An 18,453-nucleotide genomic window follows, 5' to 3' on the forward strand; every position below is an offset into this window, starting at 1 on the left:
TGCGGCGGCAGGTCTCCTTCTCCCTCCATGTGAAGTCCGTTCCGGCGCCGCTCGTGCGCGCCGATTGGGAGGGAGGACGATCGCATGGCTGCGCACACCAACACTTATCCGAAGCTGCACAACTCGACCTGGCCAGGCGTGGTCGGCAAGGGCGCGCCGGGGGCGGAGCCGATCATTCCGCTCGATACACTGCTGGAGCTGACCGCCAATGCCGAGGTCGACGGCGTGAAGTTCGACGGTGTCGATCTGTGGCTCGCCGATCCGCACATCTCGATCGAGAGCGCACAAGACGACGTGAAGCGCGTCGCCGATCACATCGCCTCCTATGGCTTGAAGATCGGCTCCTTCGTGGCACCGATCTGGGCGGGGGCCGGCGGCGGTTCGGCCATGGGCTCGGCCGAGGAGCGGAAGCGCTTCGTCGAGCAGGTGAAGAAGGCCTGCAAGATCGGCCAGCAAATGCGCGAGATGGGCATCCGTCCGAGCGGCGGCGTCCGAATCGACTCCTCCTGCAGCGTGACCGACTGGGAGAAGGACCCCGTCGGCAACACCAGGAAGATCGCCGAGACCTTTCGCGAGGCGGGCAAGATCGCCGAGGATCATGGCGAATACCTCTTCGCCGAGGGCGAAATCTGCTGGGGCGGGATGCAGTCCTGGCGCAAGAACGTGAACCTGCTCGAAGAGGTCGGCATGCCGGGCGTGGTCGGCTACCAGGCCGACATGGCGCACTCCATGCTCTTCACTCTGGGCTACAATTCCGAGGAGGACCGGCTGCTGCCGAAGGATTACGACTGGAAGGACCGTTCGCAACTCGACGCCGCCTATAAGAAGGTGGCCGATGCCTTGCGGCCCTGGACCTATGATTTCCATGTCGCGCAGAACGACGGCACGGTCTTCGGCTCCGGCGATCATGAGAAGACCGGCCGCCACGTCCAGGCGACGGATCCCAACGGCAAGCTCGATGTGCCGAAGAATGCCGGCTACTGGCTGCGTGACGAGAGCGGCACCCTCACCAGGAAGATGCGGCATATCTGCTGGGACGGCTGCATGTTCCCCAATGCGGTGATGACCCAACAGCAGACCTGGAACGACGTGCTCGCGACCATGATCAAGGTGCGCGACGCGCACGGTTGGCAAGAGTAGGAAGGCTGGCGCGAGGCATCATGACCAGGAAGAAGCTTAATATCGCGATCATCGGCGGCGGCTTCATGGGCCGCACCCATTCCAACGCCTTTCGCCAGGCGCCGGCGTTCTTCGTGCTCGACCATGAGCCGGTGTTGAAGGCGGTCTGCACACGCAATGCCAAGGGTGCGGCCGATTTCGCCGCCAACTGGGGCTTCGAGTCCTCGGAGAGCGATTGGCGCAAGCTGATCGATCGCAAGGACATCGACCTGATCGACATCGCCAGCCCCAACGACACCCATGCCGAGATCGCCGTGGCGGCAGCCGAAGCCGGCAAGATGGTGATGTGCGAGAAGCCGCTCGGCCGCACGGCCGCCGAGGCGGAGAGGATGGTCGCCGCGGTCGAGAAGGCCAAGGTCGCGAACATGGTCTGGTACAACTACCGGCGCGTGCCGGCGGTGACCTTGGCCAAGACGCTGATCGACGAGGGCCGCTTGGGCCGCATCTTCCACTACCGCGCCAAATTCCTGCAGGATTGGACCATTTCGGCCGAGGTGCCGCAGGGCGGCCGCGGCACGTGGCGCCTCGACGCAAATGTCGCGGGGAGCGGCGTCACCGGCGATCTCCTGGCCCATTGCATCGACACCGCGATGTGGCTCAACGGCGGCATCGACAGCGTCACAGGCGCCACCGAGACCTTCGTCAAGCAGCGCAAGCACGCGGAGACCGGCCAGACCGCCGAGGTCAAGATCGACGACGCCAGCATGTTCCTGTCGCGCTTTAGGAACGGCTCGCTCGGCATGTTCGAGGCGACGCGCTATGCCCGCGGGCACAAGGCGCTCTACACGCTGGAGATCAACGGCGAGAAGGCTTCGATCTTCTGGGACCTGCACGACCTCCATCGCCTGCAGTGGTTCGACCACCGCGATGAAGGCCAGCTGCGCGGCTGGCGCTCGATCCACATCACGGACGGCGAGCATCCCTATATGAGCCATTGGTGGGTGCCCGGCCTGCAGATCGGCTACGAGCACACCTTCATCCACCAGGCCGCCGATTTCCTCGAAGGCCTCTCCAGCGGCAAGCCGGCATCGCCGACCTTTCGCGACGCGCTCGCGACGGAATACGTCACGGACGCGGTGCTGAATTCGGCCAAGTCCGGTCACTGGGAGACGGTGCGGAGCTGAACGCATGGATGGTGCGGACGATCGCACACCATGCGAGCAAAATGCCCTCCGCAGGACATTGCCGCCTCACTGATCTAGTTCGGATTGGGTGGCGCACCGCCCTCGGCGATGTCGCCCGCAGGCCCGCTTCCAATGCGCACAAAGCCGACAATTCTGGGATCGTTCAGTTCGCGCTCCACGAGGCGGACGGCGTTTGCCATGTTGCCGGTAATGATCGAGAGCTTCGTGCCGGTGATGCTGTATACGACGCCAGAGGTTCCGGATGGAATCTGGCCACGCGGATCAACGAATTTGGCGACGTCTTCCGGCGTCCGTGCCAGGAAGACTAGATCACCCGGAAGAACCGCCCTTTCGCCGCTCTTGAACGCGATCCCCTTTTCGACGCTGCTGCCCCACATGATAAAATGCGTCGCAGCCAATTGGATCGAATCGGGATTCCCCGCTTGCTTGAGCAACCACGCGATGAAGACGGCGCTCCACGGCATTGCCGGATCGATGGTCTCGGCCAAAGGTCCAGGGATGGCCGACCAGTACTTCCTGATCGTATCGGGCGAGGCATTCTCTTCGACGTCATTATTGATTTCGCCGACCGCGATTGACAGCAGACGTGTTGCGGCCTTGGTTTGGGTCGGATTCGCATCAGGCAACATTAGATCATAAGCCGGTATGCCTGTGCCCAATGTCGGCGGAATGCCGACGCTCTCGCTGCCCTTGCCGAGCGTCTTCAGGTCGTTCAGCGCCATTTTCTCGAGCTCTTCGCGATTGAGGCTGTTCAACACGCCGGCCCGAACGAGGAACAGCAGGACTTTTGCGCGGCCCTCCATGTCGCCACTCTTGGCCAGTTCCTGCTCTATGATTTTATAGGCGAAGGCGCGCTCCTCCTTAGTCGTTTCGCGGCTGGCATCCGCGCTCTTGCCTTGTTCCTCGAGTTGAGATTCGATCTGTTTCAGTCGTGCGGTGTTCTCCGCGTTGTCTTTGCTCAACACCAGCCCGCTGATGGCATTGGCAGCAATCGTGATGGTTCCGACCAGAGCAACGACGAGCGGGGTATTGTGCCAGAATTGCTTTTGGGCGAGCGAGGCTGTGCGTCGTTGGTTGCGTTCGTCGAACAGCTTTTCCACAAGCAGCTTCTTGAGCTCGGGATCCAGATCGGCATCCTTGAGCACGGTCATGGCCTCTTGCTTGAACTTAGAAATATCGTCGACCTGTTCGCTCATGGCCGGGCTCCGGGAGCGAGAAGAATAGTTGAAGAATAGGGCCACAACGGATGCGGGGCAATCGACAGCCGTGCGCATCCGTTCCGGTGCGCGATCCGCGACAAGTTTGGCCAGGCAGCACCCGATAACCGGCCCACAACCGATGAAATGATGTCGCCACCCCTTGCGGAAATCGGCCAAGTCCGGCCAGTGGGAGACTATGGAGCTGAGCGGACGCTCATTTCGTTCGGCTCCGCATCTTTCTCCCACACAGGGCTGTCGCGTTTTGGCAATGCGCAGCTCGGTTCTGCTTCCCCAAGCCGAGGGAGGGCTGGGGTCGGGGTTTGTTCTCTCTAGCGAAGACTATGTCGAGCTGAACCGCCTCGCCCCCACCCTAACCCTCCCTCGCCTCGGGGGAGGGAATCACAGCGCGCTGCGAGAGCCATATGCGATCGCCCTGCCAGCTCGGGAGACGAGACCTCAACCTTCCTCATATGCGAGAGAAGCGCTCTGAGGTTCATAGCGTTCAAGATCACGGAGCACGCGGCGCCGTAGCGTTGCGGCATGGAAGCCGTCCTGCACCATGTTCGCCCGCTGGATCGCCGCGCCCTGCTGCTGGTTGCGCTGCTGTGCGTCTGCTGGGGGCTCTACCAGGTTTCGGTGAAGATCGCAGGCGCCGGCGTTCCGCCGCTGATGCAGGCGGGGCTGCGCTCCCTCGGCAGCGCGCTCCTGGTGATGGGCTGGTGCCGGTTGCGCCATGTGCCGCTGTTCGGCCGGGACGGAACGCTCGGCGCGGGATTGCTGGCGGGCGTGCTGTTCGCCCTGGAGTTCGCCTTCATCTATCTCGGTATCGCCCGCACCGATGTCGCGCGCGCCGTGCTGCTCATCTACCTCTCGCCCTTTGTGGTGGCGATCGGCGCGCATTTCCTGGTGCCGGGTGATCGCCTCTCCGTCGTCAAGCTCGTCGGCCTGATCGCGGCCTTCAGCGGCCTCACTTTTGTATTCTCGGGCGCCGAACGCGAAGCGCATCTGCTCGGCGACCTGTTCTGCGTGCTGGGCGCCGTCACCTGGGGTGCGGCGACCCTGGTGATCAAGGTCACCCGCCTGGCGCGGATCAGCGCCGAGAAGATCCTGTTCTACCAGCTCGCCGTCTCGGCGCTAGCGCTGTTGCCCGCCTCCCCGCTGCTGGGCGAGCCGCTTCCGGATTTCTCGCAAGGGCCGGTGCTGATCGCCCTCGCCTATCAGATCGTTGTCGTCTCGTTCGCCAGCTACATCGTCTGGTTCTGGCTGATCACCCAATATGCGCCGTCCAACCTGGCCGCCTTCACCTTCCTGACGCCCGTGTCAGGCGTGCTGTTCGGTGCCATGGTCTTAGACGAGCCCGTGACGAGTGCCATCCTCGCCGCCCTCGCCCTGATCGGCGCCGGGATCTATCTGGTCAACAGGGGGCGCTTTATTTGAGTGCGGCGAGCGCGGCCTCCGCGATCCCCTCGCCGAGCTTGCGCTGGCCTTGCTCGGTGAAGTGGATGCCGTCGACGCCATCCGTCGGCGTCAGCGTGCCGGCATCCAGGAAGGAGACGCCGGCGGCCTCCGCGATCGCTTTGTAGGCTGCCGCCATCTCTTTCGACGTCTCTTCGGCGCCGGCGAACACCTCGCCGAAAACTCTCTGCGGGCCGACTGGCGGCGGCGCCACCAGCAGGACCTTGGGCGCGGGATAGGTGTACCAGCCGGCGCCGAACATGTTGCCGCTGCTCTGCACCATGTCGACCAGCTTGCCGGCGCCCAGCGCGATGCGGAAGGCGCTGCGCTTGAAATACTGCTTCGTATCGTTGGTACCGAGCATGATGATGACGAGGTCGAGCGGCAGGTGCGCTGCGATCACAGACGGCAAGGCGGCGCTGCCGTCGAGCCCGGCGCCCGTCAGTTGTTGGAAGGTGGGATCGGCTACGTCCGTGGTGCGGCCGCTCAGGGCATCGACCACCACTTCATAGTCGCTGCCGAGCTTGGCCTGCATCACGAACGGCCACTGCTTGTCCTTGGGATAGCGGCCCGATGGGCTGCCTTTCTCCACCGGGATCCAGCCCCAGCTGTTCGAGTCACCGAACACCAGGATCCGTTTGACCTCGGCCTCCGCCGCGCCGCCGGCCAAGGCCGCAGTGACGAGCAGAACGAATCCAAGCAGAATCCGGACAGACCGCATCGCATCCTCCCATGTGGTTTCAGGAGGAATCGATCGGATGGGTCGAGGTTCCCAATTAAACGCGGCTGCCGGCTGTTTTGTGGCGAGCGCCTACGGCACCGGGATCGTCCACACCTTGTGCAGCTCTTCGATCTCCTTCACCAGCTCCGGCGACAGCTTGAGATCGATGCTGGCGATGTTGCTCTTCAGCTGGTCGAGCGTGGTGGCGCCGATGATGGTTGAGGTGGTGAAGTCCCGGCCATTCACCCAAGCGAGGGCCATCTGCGCCGGGTCGAGCCCATGCTTGCGGGCGAGGCCGACATAGGCCGCTGTCGCCTCCTGGGCGCGCGGTGCCATGTAACGCGGAAAATTGGGGAACATGGTCATGCGTGCGCCGGCCGGCCGCGCGCCGCCCAGATACTTGCCGGAGAGCGTGCCCATCGCGAGCGGCGAGAAGGCGAGCAGCCCGCATTGCTCGCGGATCGCGACCTCCGCCATCCCCACCTCGAACATCCGGTTCATCAGGTGATAGCAGTTCTGGATCGAGACCATGCGCGGCCCGGCGCCCTGCTCCGCCGCCTTGAGCCAGCGCATGGTGCCCCATGGCGTCTCGTTGCTGAGGCCGACATGGCGGATCTTGCCCGCCTTCACCGCTTCGCCCAACGCGCCCAGCACCTCCTCGAACGGCGTGAAGGTCTGCTCGGGATGGTGCTGATACATCAGCCGACCGAAAGCGTTGACCGTGCGCTCCGGCCAATGCAGCTGGTAGAGGTCGATGTAATCGGTCTTGAGCCGCTCCAGGCTGGCATCGATTGCCGCCAGGATGTTGCGCCGGTCGAAACTGTTGTTGCCGCGGACATTCCTGAAGCGCTGGTCCGGCCCGATGATCTTGGTGGCGAGGATCACCTCGTCGCGCTTCCTGCGGCTCGCGAACCAGCTGCCGATGATCCGCTCGGTGTTGCCGAAGCGCTCCTCAGTCGGCGGCACGGGATACATTTCCGCCGTGTCCCAGAAGTTCACGCCACGTTCCAAGGCATAATCCATCTGGGCGTGGCCTTCCGCTTCGCTGTTCTGTTGCCCCCAGGTCATAGTGCCCAGGCAGATTGCGCTGACCTTTACGTCGCTTCGTCCTAACCGTCTGTATTCCATGAAATTTCCTGATGATCGAAGGCGTTGCGATTTTGGCGGGCCGGTGACGCAAGTCACAGCCGGAATGCCCCGGGATCGCCATGATTAGCACATCAAAAAGCCGAAGGAGTCCCCGAAGCTGATCTCATGAGGACAGAGGTCAAGAGGACAGGGGCAGTGAAGAAAATGACCAAGACCATCTTCCGTATCCAACCGATCTCGCGTCCGCTGGTGCGCCCGCTGGCGCTCGCCGCGCTGCTGGTCGTTTTGGGCCTCTCGGTCGGCGGCGCGCTCGCCGAGCGCATGGAGGAGCGCGCCACGCAGGATCGCCTCAGCGTCGGCGAGATCGCGAAGTAGGGCTGAGCGCCACTCGCAGCGCTGCGACATTTTTTCGCTGCGCTATGTCGGCCGAAAACCACCTCGTTCGTCCTAAGACCAATGGAAATCGACGCACGTTCGTGTGCTTTCTTCTCAGAAGAAGTGAGCTGCATTAACGAGTGATCAAACAAGCTGTCGGATGATGACGATCAGAGGAACCGCATCACACCAAGCGCGGTTTAGTAATATGAAGAAGCCGGTCACAGCCCTGTCCGTTCTGATCATTGTAGCCTTGACCATCGGCGTTGCTGTGGCCGAGCGCATGGAACAGCGCGCCCAAAAGGACCGTTTCTCCCTCGGCGGCGCCACAGAGCAGGCGGCGCAGTAAGCGCACACATCTTTCGTAAAATTTGATCGATCGGTCGGTATCGGCCGGCGCCGTCTTTCGCCGTTCGTCCGCGCGCGCCTACTCCGGCTCCACGAACAGGGCGAGGACGCCGGTGTGGCCGTAGAGGCGGCGGTGGCTGATTTCGCCGTTGGCGAAGAAGCCGGCGAGCGGGATGTCGCCGAGATGGTCGCGCAGGATCGCCATCTCCGTCCCTGCGTCGCCGAACAGGTTGTGCCCGCGCGACAGGCAGGAGAAATAGAGCCCGCCCTGGATCGGCCGCGCGATGCGCTTCTTCACGCTCTCCAGCATCTTCACCAAGTCCGCATTGGCGGTGGAGCGGTCGCGCTTGGTGAACATGATGCCGTCGCCCGATTCGATCTGATCGCCGATCGCGATCCAGCCCTTGTTGGGGTCGATCCCCATCAGGTTGCGCACCAGGTAGTCGCCGGTGTCCGACCCGCCGACCGGCAGCGCGGCATAGATGAAGTTGGCGCAGCGCTCCAGGTTGCGCGCCAGCATCTCGCCGATCTCCTCCTTGAAGACGTCGAGCGCCGGGCGGCCGTCGATCTCCATCACCACGTTCTTCTGCGCCGTGGTGGCGACGTGGGCCGGACCGATCGGCGCGCAGCCCTGGCTCAAGCCGGCGACCAGGTTGATGGAGGAGCCAATCCACGCACCGGAGGCGCCGCCTTCGCTCACCTCGCCCGCGATCTGCACCATCGCCCCGCGCGAGGAGGCCAAGCCGCCGACCAGATAGGCGCCGCTCGCCTCCGCCAGGCGGTCCAGCATCAAGGGCAGGCGCTGGGCGCGCGGATCGGCATGCACGATCGCGACATTGGGGCGCTGCGCCTCGAACCACTCGCTGCCGGCACCCGCAGCGTCATCGCCGCGGCCGGGAAACACGCGGAAGGAATCATCCGGCAGATCGGCGATGAGCGCGCTGACCGCTGGCTGATCGTAGTATTCGCCGCTGCCGTGGGCGGAGGCGCCGAGGATGCCGATGCCCGTCGCGCCGATCCAATGCTCGACGCCGGTCTCGCGCCGCAGCCGGTCGAGGACTTCGCCGGCCTGCTCCGCGATCACGTCGGTGACGTAGAGGAATCCCAACCGGCTCGTCTTCGACGGATTGTCATGCGGTGCCTGTTTCAGCTCCTTGAGACAGGCATCGACCGCCTCGCGCCAATCGGCGCCGGCCGCATGTCCGGCACGGAAGCGCGTCACGACGCACCTTCCATGCGGTCCATCGCGTGCGTCACATAGGGCAGCAGATTGCGCACCATCACAGCCACGCCATTGCCATTGGGATGAATTCCGTCCCCCTGATTGAGATCAGAGATCTGCGCCACATCCTGCAGCAGGAATGGCATGAGCAAAAGATTATGCGCCTTCGCCAACTCTGGATAGATGGCATCGAAGGCGGTCTTGTATTCGCTGCCGAGATTGGGCGGGGCCAGCATCCCGGCCAGCACGATTTCGACGTCCGCCGCCTTGGCTTTTTCGATAATTCCTTCCAGATTGGCGCGGGTGGTCTTGGGATCGAGCCCCCGCAACATGTCGTTGGCCCCCAGCGCCAGGATCATGATCTGGGGCTTGTCCGCGAGCGCCCAATCGATGCGGGTCAGGCCATCGGCCGTCGTATCGCCGGAAACACCACCATTGATCACGACCGCAGGCCGACCCATCTTGTTGAGGGCGTCCGCGAGCCGGGCCGTCAGCGTATCGGCTTCGGGCAGCCCGTAGCCTGCCGTGAGGGAATCACCGAAGGCCAGGATGCGGATCGGTTCGGCGGCCTGCGTGGGGGTTGTGGCAAGGCCGAAACAGAGCAGTAACGCGGCGGTAATGCGAAAGGTGAGAAGCGTGAACGAAGGCAGCATTGAACGCATAAGCCCGGCCATTCCGGCAATCCATCTGGAGAACGTTTCTCTGACACTGGCGAGCGAGGCCGGCCGCGTCAACATCCTGCAGAACATCCACCTTCACATCGACGTGGGCGAGACCGTCAGCCTGGTCGGCCCATCCGGTTCCGGCAAGACCTCGCTGCTGCTTCTGATTGCTGGCTTGGAACAGCCGACCATTGGCCGCATCGCGTTATCGGGCCGTGACATTACGACAATGTCGGAGGATGAACTCGCCTTGCTGCGCCGCGATCAGGTCGGCATCGTGTTCCAGAGCTTCCATCTCATCCCCACCATGAGCGCCCTGGAGAACGTCGCCGTACCGCTCGAGCTGGCCGGCGCAGCCGATGCGTTCGAGCGCGCGGAGGCGGCGCTTGGCGCCGTCGGCCTCGCACGTCGCTTGAGCCACTACCCGTCGCAGTTGTCCGGCGGCGAGCAGCAGCGCGTGGCCTTGGCGCGCGCGCTCGCACCGCGACCGAAGATCCTGCTGGCGGACGAACCCACCGGCAACCTCGACCTCGATACCGGTGCCAGGATCATCGACCTGATGTTCGAACGCGCCCACGCCATCGGCGCCACATTGCTGCTCATCACCCACGATCCCTCCCTAGCGGGACGCTGCCGCCGCCAGCTCCACATGGCTGACGGCCACATCGTCCGCGACAGCGCAAGGGTCGCCGCGTAATGGCGGGCGACGCACCGACCACTCTCCTGTCATCCCGGCCAAGCGAAGCGCGAGCCGGGATCCATTTTTCCACCGCACGTGCGATTGCCCAATGGACCCCGGATCACGCCGCTGCGCGGCTGTCCGGGGTGACGGAACGAGAAGCGGTAGCAGGGTGCGAAGTATGACTCGTTCTGCCCTCTTCCTCCCCTTCCGCCTCGCTGGGCGCGAGCTGCGCGCTGGCACGCATGGCTTTCGCTTGTTCATTGCGTGCCTGATCCTCGGCGTCGCGGCGATTGCCGGGGTCGGTTCGATCAGCACGGCGGCGATCACCGGGATCGCGGCCAATGCCAAGGCGATCCTGGGTGGCGACATGGAGGTGCGCCTGACGCACCGCGCCGCGACGCCCGATGAGCTGGCCGCGATAGAACGTCTTGGCGAGATCTCGCACGTGATCGAGATGCGCGCCATGGCGAAGCCGACGAGCGAGGGCGCGCTGCCGGTGCTGGTGGAGCTCAAAGGCGCAGATGACGTCTACCCGCTCTACGGTGCGCTCACGCTGACCGAGCAGAAGCCGCTCGCCGAACTGCTGGCGAAGCAACCCGACGGAACCTATGGCGCGCTGGCGCATCGCGTGCTGCTGCAGCGTGCGCACCTGAAGGTCGGCGATCGCCTGATTGTTGGCAATGCGCGCTTCGCCATCACCGGCGCGATCGAGCGCGAGCCCGATTCCACCACGCAGGTCTTCGCGTTCGGCCCGCGCCTGCTGATCTCGCAGGCGGCGCTGGATGCGACGGGCCTTGTCCAGCCGGGCAGTCTCGTCTACCACTCCTATCGCATCAAGATGCCGCCGACCGTCGACCGCGTCGCCGCAGCGGCGGCACTCAATGCGGAGTTCCCCAATGCCGGCTGGCGCATTCGCCAGCTCGAGGATGCGGGCGCCCGCACGCGCAATTTTCTGGAGAACACCCGCGCCTATCTCGATCTCATCGGGCTCAGCGCGCTGCTGATCGGCGGGCTCGGCATCGCCAACGCCGTGCGCGCGCACCTCGAGGGCAAGGCGCGCACCATCGCCATGCTGAAATGCATCGGCGCGACCTCCGGCCAGATCGCGTCCATCAACCTCATCACTATTGGCGTGATGGCAGGCATCTCCATCGTCATTGCGCTGGCGATCGGCGCCGCGGCGCCCTTCATATTCCAGGCCTCGCTCGCCCAGATGGACGTGGATCTGGCGACCGGCATCTACCCAGTGCCACTGCTGCGCGCGGCTGCGTTCGGGGCTCTGACCGCGCTTGCCTTTTCGCTGCCGTCGCTCCTGCGCGCGCGCCGTACCAAGCCGGCGCAATTGTTCCGCGCCGCCGCCATCGAACTCGGCACCGTCAACCGCAAAGATGTGATCGCGGTCGGCACCGCCGGCCTTGCGCTCGCGGCCGTGGTCGTCGCGACGGCCGAGAACAAGGTGTTGTCCGCCGGTTTTGCCCTGGCCGCGATCGCGACCCTCGCCGCCTTCCGCGGGCTGGCCACGATCATCCAGGCCGCCGCGCATCGCGGACAGCAACGCTTGAAGCCAGGCCGGAGCGCGCGCGCCTTGCGCTTCGCCCTCGCCACCCTCGGCCGCCGCTCCGCGCCGGTCGCGAGCATCGTGCTCTCCATCGGGCTCGGCCTCACGGTGATCATCGTGGTGGCGCTGATCCAGCACAGCATCCTCAACGACTTCGCGCGCTCCATGCCGGCGCGAGCACCCAGCTTCTATTTCATCGACATCCAGCCGGATCAGGTCGCAGGTCTGGAGTCCACCGTGATGGCGACGCCCGGCGCCAATGACTTTGAGCGCGTGCCGATGCTGCGCGGACGCATCGTGCGCATGAACGACGTGTCCGTGGACAAGATCACGCCGCCCAAGGACCACGAATGGGTGCTGCGCGGCGATCGCGGGCTCACCTGGTCCGCGGCGCCGCCGCCGGACGCGAACATCGTCGCCGGAGACTGGTGGCCTAGCGACTACAAGGGCGATCCGCTGATTTCGCTTGATCAGGGCACCGCCGAAGCCTTCGGCCTCAAGATCGGCGACAGCATCACCGTCAACCTGCTGGGCCGCGAGGTGACGGGAAAGATCGCCAACCTGCGCGCGGTGGACTGGTCGACCTTCTCGATCAACTTCGTGATGGTGTTCTCTCCCGGCCTCATGGAATCGGCGCCACAGACCAGCATCGCCACCGTGCGCGTGCCGGAGGACGAGGAAGGCGCGTTGATGAACCGCGTGGCCGCCCAATACCCGAACATCTCCGCCATCCGGGTAAAGGATGCGCTGGCGACCGCGCTCGACCTGCTGACCCAAGTCGGCGGCGCGATCCGCGGCACCGCCCTGGCGACGCTCGGCGCCGGCATCCTGGTGCTGGCGGGCGCCGTGGCGGCCGGGCGCGAGAAGCGCATCTACGAAGCCGTGCTGCTGAAGATGCTGGGCGGGCGGCGGCGCGACATCGCGTTCGGCTATGTCTGGGAGTTCGCGCTGCTGGCGCTGGTGAGTGTTGCCCTTGCCATCGTGCTGGGGAGCTTTGGCGCCTGGCTGTTCCTCAAGCTCAACCTGGAAACCCCGCTGGTGGTGGAGCCGGTTGTGCTGGCGGGCGTCCTGGCCCTGGCTCTGGCGCTGGCCCTGGTGCTCGGCTTCTGGGGCTCCTGGCGCGCCTTAGGAGCAAAGGCCGCACCGTTCCTGCGCAACGAATAGCCACACCCGCATTAGGCGAAATATCAATCGCCATCCCATCTGAATCTGGTAGGATCGCGCCCGCGACCGACGGACCTGTGGGGACGGGTCTCAAGTGGGCAGGAGTGAGGGCCGGGCGCATGTATCTGTTACCGCCGGAGGCATCCGAGGCGGAGTTCCGCGAGCTGTTGTCTTATTGGCAGTCGAAGCTGGTGCCGGGCCGCTTGCCCGGGCGGCAGCACATCGACCCGACCGAATTGCAGCCGCGCCATCTCTCCCAGGTGCTGCTGCTGGACGTAGTGGACGGTGCGCCACCGAAGGCGCGCCGCCGTTATCGGTTCCGCCTCGCCGGCACCGGCTTTGCCGCCATTGCCGGGCGCGACGTCACTGGGCTGCACTATGACGAGATCGGCGCGCCCGAGCGCTCCCTGCCGGTCATCCGGGCGCTCGACCTGATCGTCGAGCGCAAGGCGCCGGTCTTCCTCTCCGGCTGCCTCAGCGTGCCTTCGCAGGATTACGTCTGGGTAAAGCGCCTTGGCCTGCCGCTGGCGCATGACGGGCACAACGTCGACATGATCCTGGCGGTCTGGCTCGCCGAGCGCCGCTCCCTCGCCGACCTCGCCCGCAACGAACCGGAGCGCGAAGCCGGCACACCGCAGGTGCTGGAGCGGCGGTGAGTGACCTTTCAACACGACGTACCATGACGCAACTTCTCAGTTCGTCATCCCGGGTTTGACCCGGAATCCATCCATCCACCGCACGTGCGATTGCGAATGGACCTCGGCTCAAGGCTGGGTGATAGTATGAGAAGCTAGCTCATCGCCGCAGCGCGTGGCGTTTGAAGTCGGTCAGCGTGTAGGCGCCGAACATCAGGACCAGCAGGAGGTAGACGATTGCTGCCGCCCCGACCAGCAGTCCGAGCGAGCCGATACGTTCGATAAGCGAGCCGATGAGCCATGGTGCCAGCACCTGCTGGCCGCCGATGAGAACGATCGCCATCGCCACGTTCGCGATCAGGAGCCGCGGCAGGTTGCGTTTCAACCGCGCATCGAGCACCAGGAAGCCGCGGCGGCGCAGCGTGCGATAGAGGAGCGCGCTGTTGATCCAGGCAGCGAGGCCGGTGCCGAGCGCGATCCCGACAAAGCCGATGCCCCAGCGGCGGAGCCACCAGAACAGGGCGAGGCAGATGATGACGTCCGCGACCACGGTGACGATCGAGTATTTGAACGGCGTCACCGTGTCCTCGCGCGCGAAGAAGCCGGGCTGCAGCGCCTTGTTGAGCACGAAGGCCGGCAAGCCGATGGAGATCGCCATCAGCGCCAGCGCGGTGTTGTGCGTCGCCGCGGGTGAAAAGGCGCCGCGCTCGTAGAGCACGCGCACGATCGGCTCCGCCGCGGCGATGAGGCCAACCGTCGCCGGGAGGATGAGCAGCGCCGCGAACTCCAGCGAGCGGTTGAAGGCCGCCATTGCCTCCGCATCGCGGCCGCCGCGGATGGAGCGGGACAGGGTCGGGAGCAGCACGACGCCGATCGCCGCCCCGATCAGCGCCAGCGGCAGCTGATAGAGCCGGTCGGCATAGGCGAGGTACGAGACGGCTTGATCCTGCAGCGAGGCGAGGATGGTCGCGATCATGATGCTGATCTGGACGAGGCCGCCGCTCAAGAGCCCCGGTACCATCAGCTTCACGACGTGGCGGATCTCCGCATTGAAGCTGGGCCACGGCAGCTTGAGCCCGTAGCCCAGCTTCGCCGCCACGATGTAGAGCCAGAGAAATTGCAGCAGTCCCGCCAGCGTCGTGCCCCAGGCGAGCACCAGGCCGGGCTGTTCGACGTTCGGCGCGATGAACAGCAGGCCCAGGACCAGCACCACGTTAAGCAGGATCGGCGCCGCCGCCGCGTGGCCGAAATGTTGCAGCGAATTGAGGATGCCGCCGAGCAAGGCGCCCAGGAACATGAACAGCAGATAGGGAAAGGCGATCGCAGTCAGCAGCACGGTGAGGCCGAACTTGCCGGGATCGTCGATAAAGCCGGGCGCGAAGATCATGATCAGCAGCGGCATCGCGACCTCCGCTACGATCGTCAGCAGCAGCATGAAGGCGAGCATGCTGGCCAGCACGCGCTCCGCGAAGGCGCGCGCCGCCGCCTGCCCGCCCTGCTCCAGCCGGCCCCCTTGTTCAAGGCGAGCGGCGAACATCGGCACGAACGCGGAATTGAAAGCGCCCTCCGCGAACAGGCGCCGGAACAGGTTCGGCAGACGCTGCGCCACGAACCACGCATCCGCGATCGGCCCCGTGCCAATCAAATTCGCGATCAGCACATCGCGCACGAACCCCAGCACGCGCGAGCCGAGTGTGAAAGTGCCGACCTTGAGAACGGAGCGGATGGAGAACATCAGGGATCAGAGGTCAGATATCAGGAATCAGAAAGCAAGCTTGCAGCCCATGAATACCACGTCCTGATGATTCGCGCGGAATCAGCCGACGCCCCTCTGATCCCTGATACCTGATTCCTGATCCCTGCCCTCGGCCAACACCTCGAGCAGCGCCGTCTTGATCGCCGTCAGCTTCGGCTCGGCCTCGACCTTCAGGCCGAAGCGATCCTTCACGTAGAATGTGTCGACCGCGCGGTGGCCAAAGGTCGAAATCTTGGCATTTGCGATGCGCAGGTCCTGCTCGGTCAGGACGGCGGTCAGGGCGTGGACCAGGCCGCGTCGGTCGCGGCCGGTGATTTCGACCAGGGTGTAGGCGGCGCTCGCCTTGTTGTCGATGAGGACGCGCGGCGCCACCGGGAACGCCTTGGTCTTCGGATTGACGTGGGGCGGCAGGGTCTTCAGCGTCGCCAGAGTCTGCTCCGGTGTTCCCAGCACGCGCTCGATCGTGGCGGTGAGGCGCGCCAGCTGTGTCGGCTGCTCGATGGCACCGCCTTCCGAATCCTGGATCGCGAACACGTCCAGCGCCTTGCCGTTCTTCAAGGTGAAGATGCGTGCTTCGACGATGCTGGCGCCGCACAGGGCGAACGCGCCGGCGAGCTGCGAGACCAGACCCACGCGATCGGGCACATAGATCGTGACCTCGGTCATCGCCTCCCAGGAATCGACGCGGAAATCGACCGACAGAGCCCGCCCATCCAGCTCGGCATCGCGCACGAGACGCGCATGGCGCTCCAGGATCGGCATGGGGAACGAGAGCCAATAGCCCGGGTGGCCACGCTCGAGATGCACCTCGACATCCTCAGCCGGCCAGTCCGCGAGCTTCCCGCGCAGTTCCGCCAGCACCTTGTCCACTTCACGTTCGCGGCCTGCGAAGATAAGGCCGCCGGAGAGGAATTCCTCCGTGCGGTTGAAGAGGTCGCGCAGCAGCTGCGCCTTCCAGCCGTTCCAGGTCTTCGGCCCCACCGCGCGGATGTCGGCGACCGTCAGCACGAGCAGTTGGCGCAGCCGCTCCATCGATTGCACCTGCTCCGCGAAGGCCTGGATGGTGGCGGGATCATCGAGGTCGCGCCGGAACGCGGTGTTGGACATCAGCAGATGGTTGCGCACCAGCCAGGCCACCGTCTCCGTCTGGTCCTCGGTGAAGCCGAGCCGCGGGCAGAGCTGCTCCGCCAGCTCCGCGCCCAGGATCGAGTGATCGCCCTTGCGCCCCTTGGCGATGTCGTGCAGCAGCACCGCGACATAGAGCACGCGGCGCGACTGGATCTCATGCACCACCCGCGTGGCGATCGGCGCTTCCTCGGAGAGCTCTCCGGTCTCGATCTTGTGCAGGATGCCGAGCGCATAGATCGTGTGCTCGTCGACCGTGAAATGGTGGTACATGTCGAACTGCATCTGCGCCACCACGCGCCCGAAATCGGGGACAAAACGGCCGAACACGCCCGCTTCGTTCATCCGGCGCACCGCCACCTCCGGCCCCTTCGACCGCGAGGTGAGGATCTTCATGAAGATGGCGTTGGCCTCCGGATTCTCGCGATAGGCCCTGTCGATCAACCGGGTTTTTTCCGCGATCCAGGTGAAGGTCATCGGCTGGACGTCGAGGTCGTGCTTCTGCGCCACGCGGAAGATGCGCAGGAGATCCAGCGGATGCTTGTCGAAATGCTTGGCATTGGGGACGGAGAGCCGCCCGCCATCAAGCCCAAACCCTTCCAGCTCGCGCTTGCGCAGTCCGATCGACGGCAGGCGGATGAAGGAGCGCTTCACGTGCTGCGCCTCCACCGCCGTGCAGAAGAAGCGCGTCAGCTCGCCCACCGACTTCGCGGTGAGGAAGTAATGCTTCATCAGCCGCTCGACCGCGTTGTTGCCGGCATGGTCGCGATAGCCCAACCGCCGGGCGATCTCGAGCTGGATGTCGAAGGTGAGCTTCTCCTCGCCCCGCTCGCGCAGGAAATGCAGGTGGCAGCGCAGCAGCCAGAGATACGCCTCCGCCTTGTCGAAGCGGTGCGCCGCATCTCGCGTCAGCACCCCTTCATCCACCAGCTTGTCGATCGTGTCAGAGCCATAGAGGAAGCGCCCGATCCAGCGCAGGGTCTGCAGGTCCCTGAGCCCGCCTTTGCCTTCCTTGATGTTGGGCTCGAGGGCGTAGCGCGACGGGCCGAACCTCTCGTGCCGCACGCGCCGCTCGTTCAGCTTGGCCTGGTAGAAGGCCTCGCCCTGCCCCGCGACGCATTCCTTGTGGAACCGCTTGCGGAACTTGTCGAACAGCGCCTGCTCGCCCCACAGGTAGCGCGCCTCGAGCAGACTGGTGAGGATGGTGAGGTCCCCCTTCGCCCGGCCGATGCACTCGTCGATCGAACGCGCCGACTGCCCGACCTTCAGGCCCAGGTCCCACAGGCGGTAGAGGATGTACTCCACTACCTGCTCGCAATGCGGCGTCAGCTTGTAGGGCAGCAGGAACAAGAGGTCGATATCGGAATAGGGCGCCAGCTCCGCGCGGCCGTAGCCGCCGACCGCCACCAGCGCGATCTTCTCCGCTTCCGACGGATTGGACAGCGGATAGAGCTGCGTGGTGGTGAAGTCGTAGATGGCGCGGATCAGCTGGTCGATCATGAAGCTGGTCTCGCGCGCCAGGCGCCGCCCGCTTTCCGCCGCGCGCGGGTCGGCCTCGAACCGGCGTCGGATCTCCGCCCGGCCCAGCGCCAGGTGCTCGCGCAGGACCGCCCCCACCGCCGCCGTGTCGGCGTGGGGATCGCGCGACCCGGCGACGGCGTCCTTCAACGCCTGGGTCAGCGCCCGCCGGTCCAGGATCTCCCGCTGTTTCTCGATGTCGGGCCGAGTCTGGATGTTCATGGGGCGAACATAAGACCTGAAGGCCTATAGGGAAAGCGAAGCTCCGCCGCCCTTTCAACTCCGTCATGCCAAGGCTTGGCCTTGGCATCCACGAGTTTGCCTAGGCCAGGATCAGGTCATAGAGGTCATTCCACTCAGGATTTTCCTTAACAATCAGCCTGATTTTCCAGGCCCGCGGCCAGCCTTTGATGACCTTCTCGCGCCGGATGGCACCTTGGATTGTCTCGTGGGGCTCGACAAAAACCAGCCGTTTCAATCCGTGGCGTTTCGTGAAGCCCGGTATCGCGCCCGTGCGATGCTGCCACACACGATGGGCAAGGCTGCTGGTGACGCCGACGTAAAGCGTCCCATTGGGCTTGTTGGTCGTGATGTAGACCCATCCACCCTATCCTACCTCT

The 18,453-nt window shown here is 64.9% G+C and carries 16 protein-coding genes; 8 read left to right on the forward strand and 8 right to left on the reverse strand.

The window, feature by feature from the left end; translation table 11 throughout:
- Positions 1–84: 84 nt before the first annotated feature.
- Together DTX69_RS15085 and DTX69_RS15090 are read left to right on the forward strand one after the other, a co-directional pair.
- On the forward strand, positions 85–1,140 hold the full coding sequence (locus tag DTX69_RS15085; RefSeq protein WP_119302384.1) for a sugar phosphate isomerase/epimerase family protein: 1,056 nt from the start codon (positions 85–87) through the stop codon (positions 1,138–1,140).
- Between the two features lie 20 nt (positions 1,141–1,160).
- Entirely contained in the window at positions 1,161–2,303 is a 1,143-nt protein-coding gene (locus DTX69_RS15090; protein ID WP_284735799.1) for a Gfo/Idh/MocA family protein, read from the forward strand.
- A gap of 74 nt (positions 2,304–2,377) precedes the next feature.
- Here DTX69_RS15090 and DTX69_RS15095 read toward each other — a convergent pair whose 3' ends face one another.
- Positions 2,378–3,520 (reverse strand): DUF2272 domain-containing protein, encoded by a 1,143-nt coding sequence (locus tag DTX69_RS15095; RefSeq protein ID WP_162917200.1) that lies wholly within the window; start codon positions 3,518–3,520, stop codon positions 2,378–2,380.
- 543 nt (positions 3,521–4,063) lie between these two features.
- Between DTX69_RS15095 and DTX69_RS15100 the strand changes: the two genes are divergently transcribed.
- A complete protein-coding gene (locus tag DTX69_RS15100) occupies positions 4,064–4,960 on the forward strand; it encodes a DMT family transporter (protein WP_119302386.1) in 897 nt (298 codons plus the stop codon).
- On the opposite strand, the gene DTX69_RS15105 is transcribed toward DTX69_RS15100, so the two are convergent.
- Positions 4,953–5,699 carry an SGNH/GDSL hydrolase family protein gene (locus tag DTX69_RS15105; RefSeq protein WP_119302387.1) on the reverse strand — a complete coding sequence of 249 codons (747 nt, stop codon included), beginning with the start codon at positions 5,697–5,699 and terminating at the stop codon, positions 4,953–4,955. The two genes, DTX69_RS15100 and DTX69_RS15105, sit on opposite strands and share 8 nt — an antisense overlap.
- A 90-nt stretch (positions 5,700–5,789) precedes the next feature.
- Positions 5,790–6,827: an NADP(H)-dependent aldo-keto reductase gene (locus DTX69_RS15110; protein ID WP_119302388.1), complete on the reverse strand. Its 1,038-nt coding sequence runs from the start codon at positions 6,825–6,827 to the stop codon at positions 5,790–5,792.
- A 165-nt stretch (positions 6,828–6,992) separates the two neighbouring features.
- Here DTX69_RS15110 and DTX69_RS15115 point away from each other — a divergent pair, with 165 nt between their 5' ends.
- Both DTX69_RS15115 and DTX69_RS30155 read left to right on the forward strand, forming a co-directional pair.
- The gene (locus DTX69_RS15115) at positions 6,993–7,163 is read left to right on the forward strand and encodes a hypothetical protein (RefSeq protein WP_162917201.1); all 171 of its coding nucleotides are present in this window, start codon (positions 6,993–6,995) and stop codon (positions 7,161–7,163) included.
- 208 nt (positions 7,164–7,371) lie between these two features.
- Positions 7,372–7,512: a hypothetical protein gene (locus DTX69_RS30155; RefSeq protein WP_284735800.1), complete on the forward strand. Its 141-nt coding sequence runs from the start codon at positions 7,372–7,374 to the stop codon at positions 7,510–7,512.
- Positions 7,513–7,590: 78 nt separating this feature from the next.
- On the opposite strand, the gene DTX69_RS15120 is transcribed toward DTX69_RS30155, so the two are convergent.
- Together DTX69_RS15120 and DTX69_RS15125 are read right to left on the reverse strand one after the other, a co-directional pair.
- On the reverse strand, positions 7,591–8,733 hold the full coding sequence (locus tag DTX69_RS15120) for an FIST signal transduction protein (protein WP_119302390.1): 1,143 nt from the start codon (positions 8,731–8,733) through the stop codon (positions 7,591–7,593).
- Positions 8,730–9,386 carry an arylesterase gene (locus DTX69_RS15125; protein ID WP_119302391.1) on the reverse strand — a complete coding sequence of 219 codons (657 nt, stop codon included), beginning with the start codon at positions 9,384–9,386 and terminating at the stop codon, positions 8,730–8,732. The genes DTX69_RS15120 and DTX69_RS15125 overlap by 4 nt, the downstream gene beginning before the upstream one ends.
- On the opposite strand from DTX69_RS15125, the gene DTX69_RS15130 reads away from it, so the two are divergent.
- The 3 genes from DTX69_RS15130 (at position 9,370) to DTX69_RS15140 (ending at position 13,455) form a co-directional block, all read left to right on the forward strand.
- Positions 9,370–10,092: an ABC transporter ATP-binding protein gene (locus DTX69_RS15130; protein WP_284735801.1), complete on the forward strand. Its 723-nt coding sequence runs from the start codon at positions 9,370–9,372 to the stop codon at positions 10,090–10,092. The genes DTX69_RS15125 and DTX69_RS15130 overlap by 17 nt on opposite strands.
- 163 nt (positions 10,093–10,255) lie before the next feature.
- Positions 10,256–12,799 (forward strand): ABC transporter permease, encoded by a 2,544-nt coding sequence (locus tag DTX69_RS15135; RefSeq protein WP_162917203.1) that lies wholly within the window; start codon positions 10,256–10,258, stop codon positions 12,797–12,799.
- 119 nt (positions 12,800–12,918) lie between these two features.
- Positions 12,919–13,455 carry a PAS domain-containing protein gene (locus DTX69_RS15140; RefSeq protein ID WP_119302394.1) on the forward strand — a complete coding sequence of 179 codons (537 nt, stop codon included), beginning with the start codon at positions 12,919–12,921 and terminating at the stop codon, positions 13,453–13,455.
- Between the two features lie 139 nt (positions 13,456–13,594).
- On the opposite strand, the gene murJ is transcribed toward DTX69_RS15140, so the two are convergent.
- The 3 genes from murJ to DTX69_RS15155 all read right to left on the reverse strand — a co-directional run bounded on the left by murJ (position 13,595) and on the right by DTX69_RS15155 (position 18,425).
- Complete coding sequence (murJ, locus tag DTX69_RS15145) at positions 13,595–15,169, reverse strand: murein biosynthesis integral membrane protein MurJ (protein WP_119302395.1); 1,575 nt, start codon at positions 15,167–15,169, stop codon at positions 13,595–13,597.
- An 81-nt stretch (positions 15,170–15,250) separates the two neighbouring features.
- On the reverse strand, positions 15,251–18,055 hold the full coding sequence (locus DTX69_RS15150; RefSeq protein WP_119302396.1) for a [protein-PII] uridylyltransferase: 2,805 nt from the start codon (positions 18,053–18,055) through the stop codon (positions 15,251–15,253).
- A gap of 100 nt (positions 18,056–18,155) precedes the next feature.
- Positions 18,156–18,425, reverse strand: coding sequence for a GIY-YIG nuclease family protein (locus DTX69_RS15155; RefSeq protein ID WP_119302397.1), 270 nt, complete (start codon positions 18,423–18,425; stop codon positions 18,156–18,158).
- Between the last annotated feature and the right edge of the window lie 28 nt (positions 18,426–18,453).

The organism is Dongia deserti (assembly GCF_003574735.1).
Lineage (GTDB): Bacteria > Pseudomonadota > Alphaproteobacteria > Dongiales > Dongiaceae > Dongia_A > Dongia_A deserti.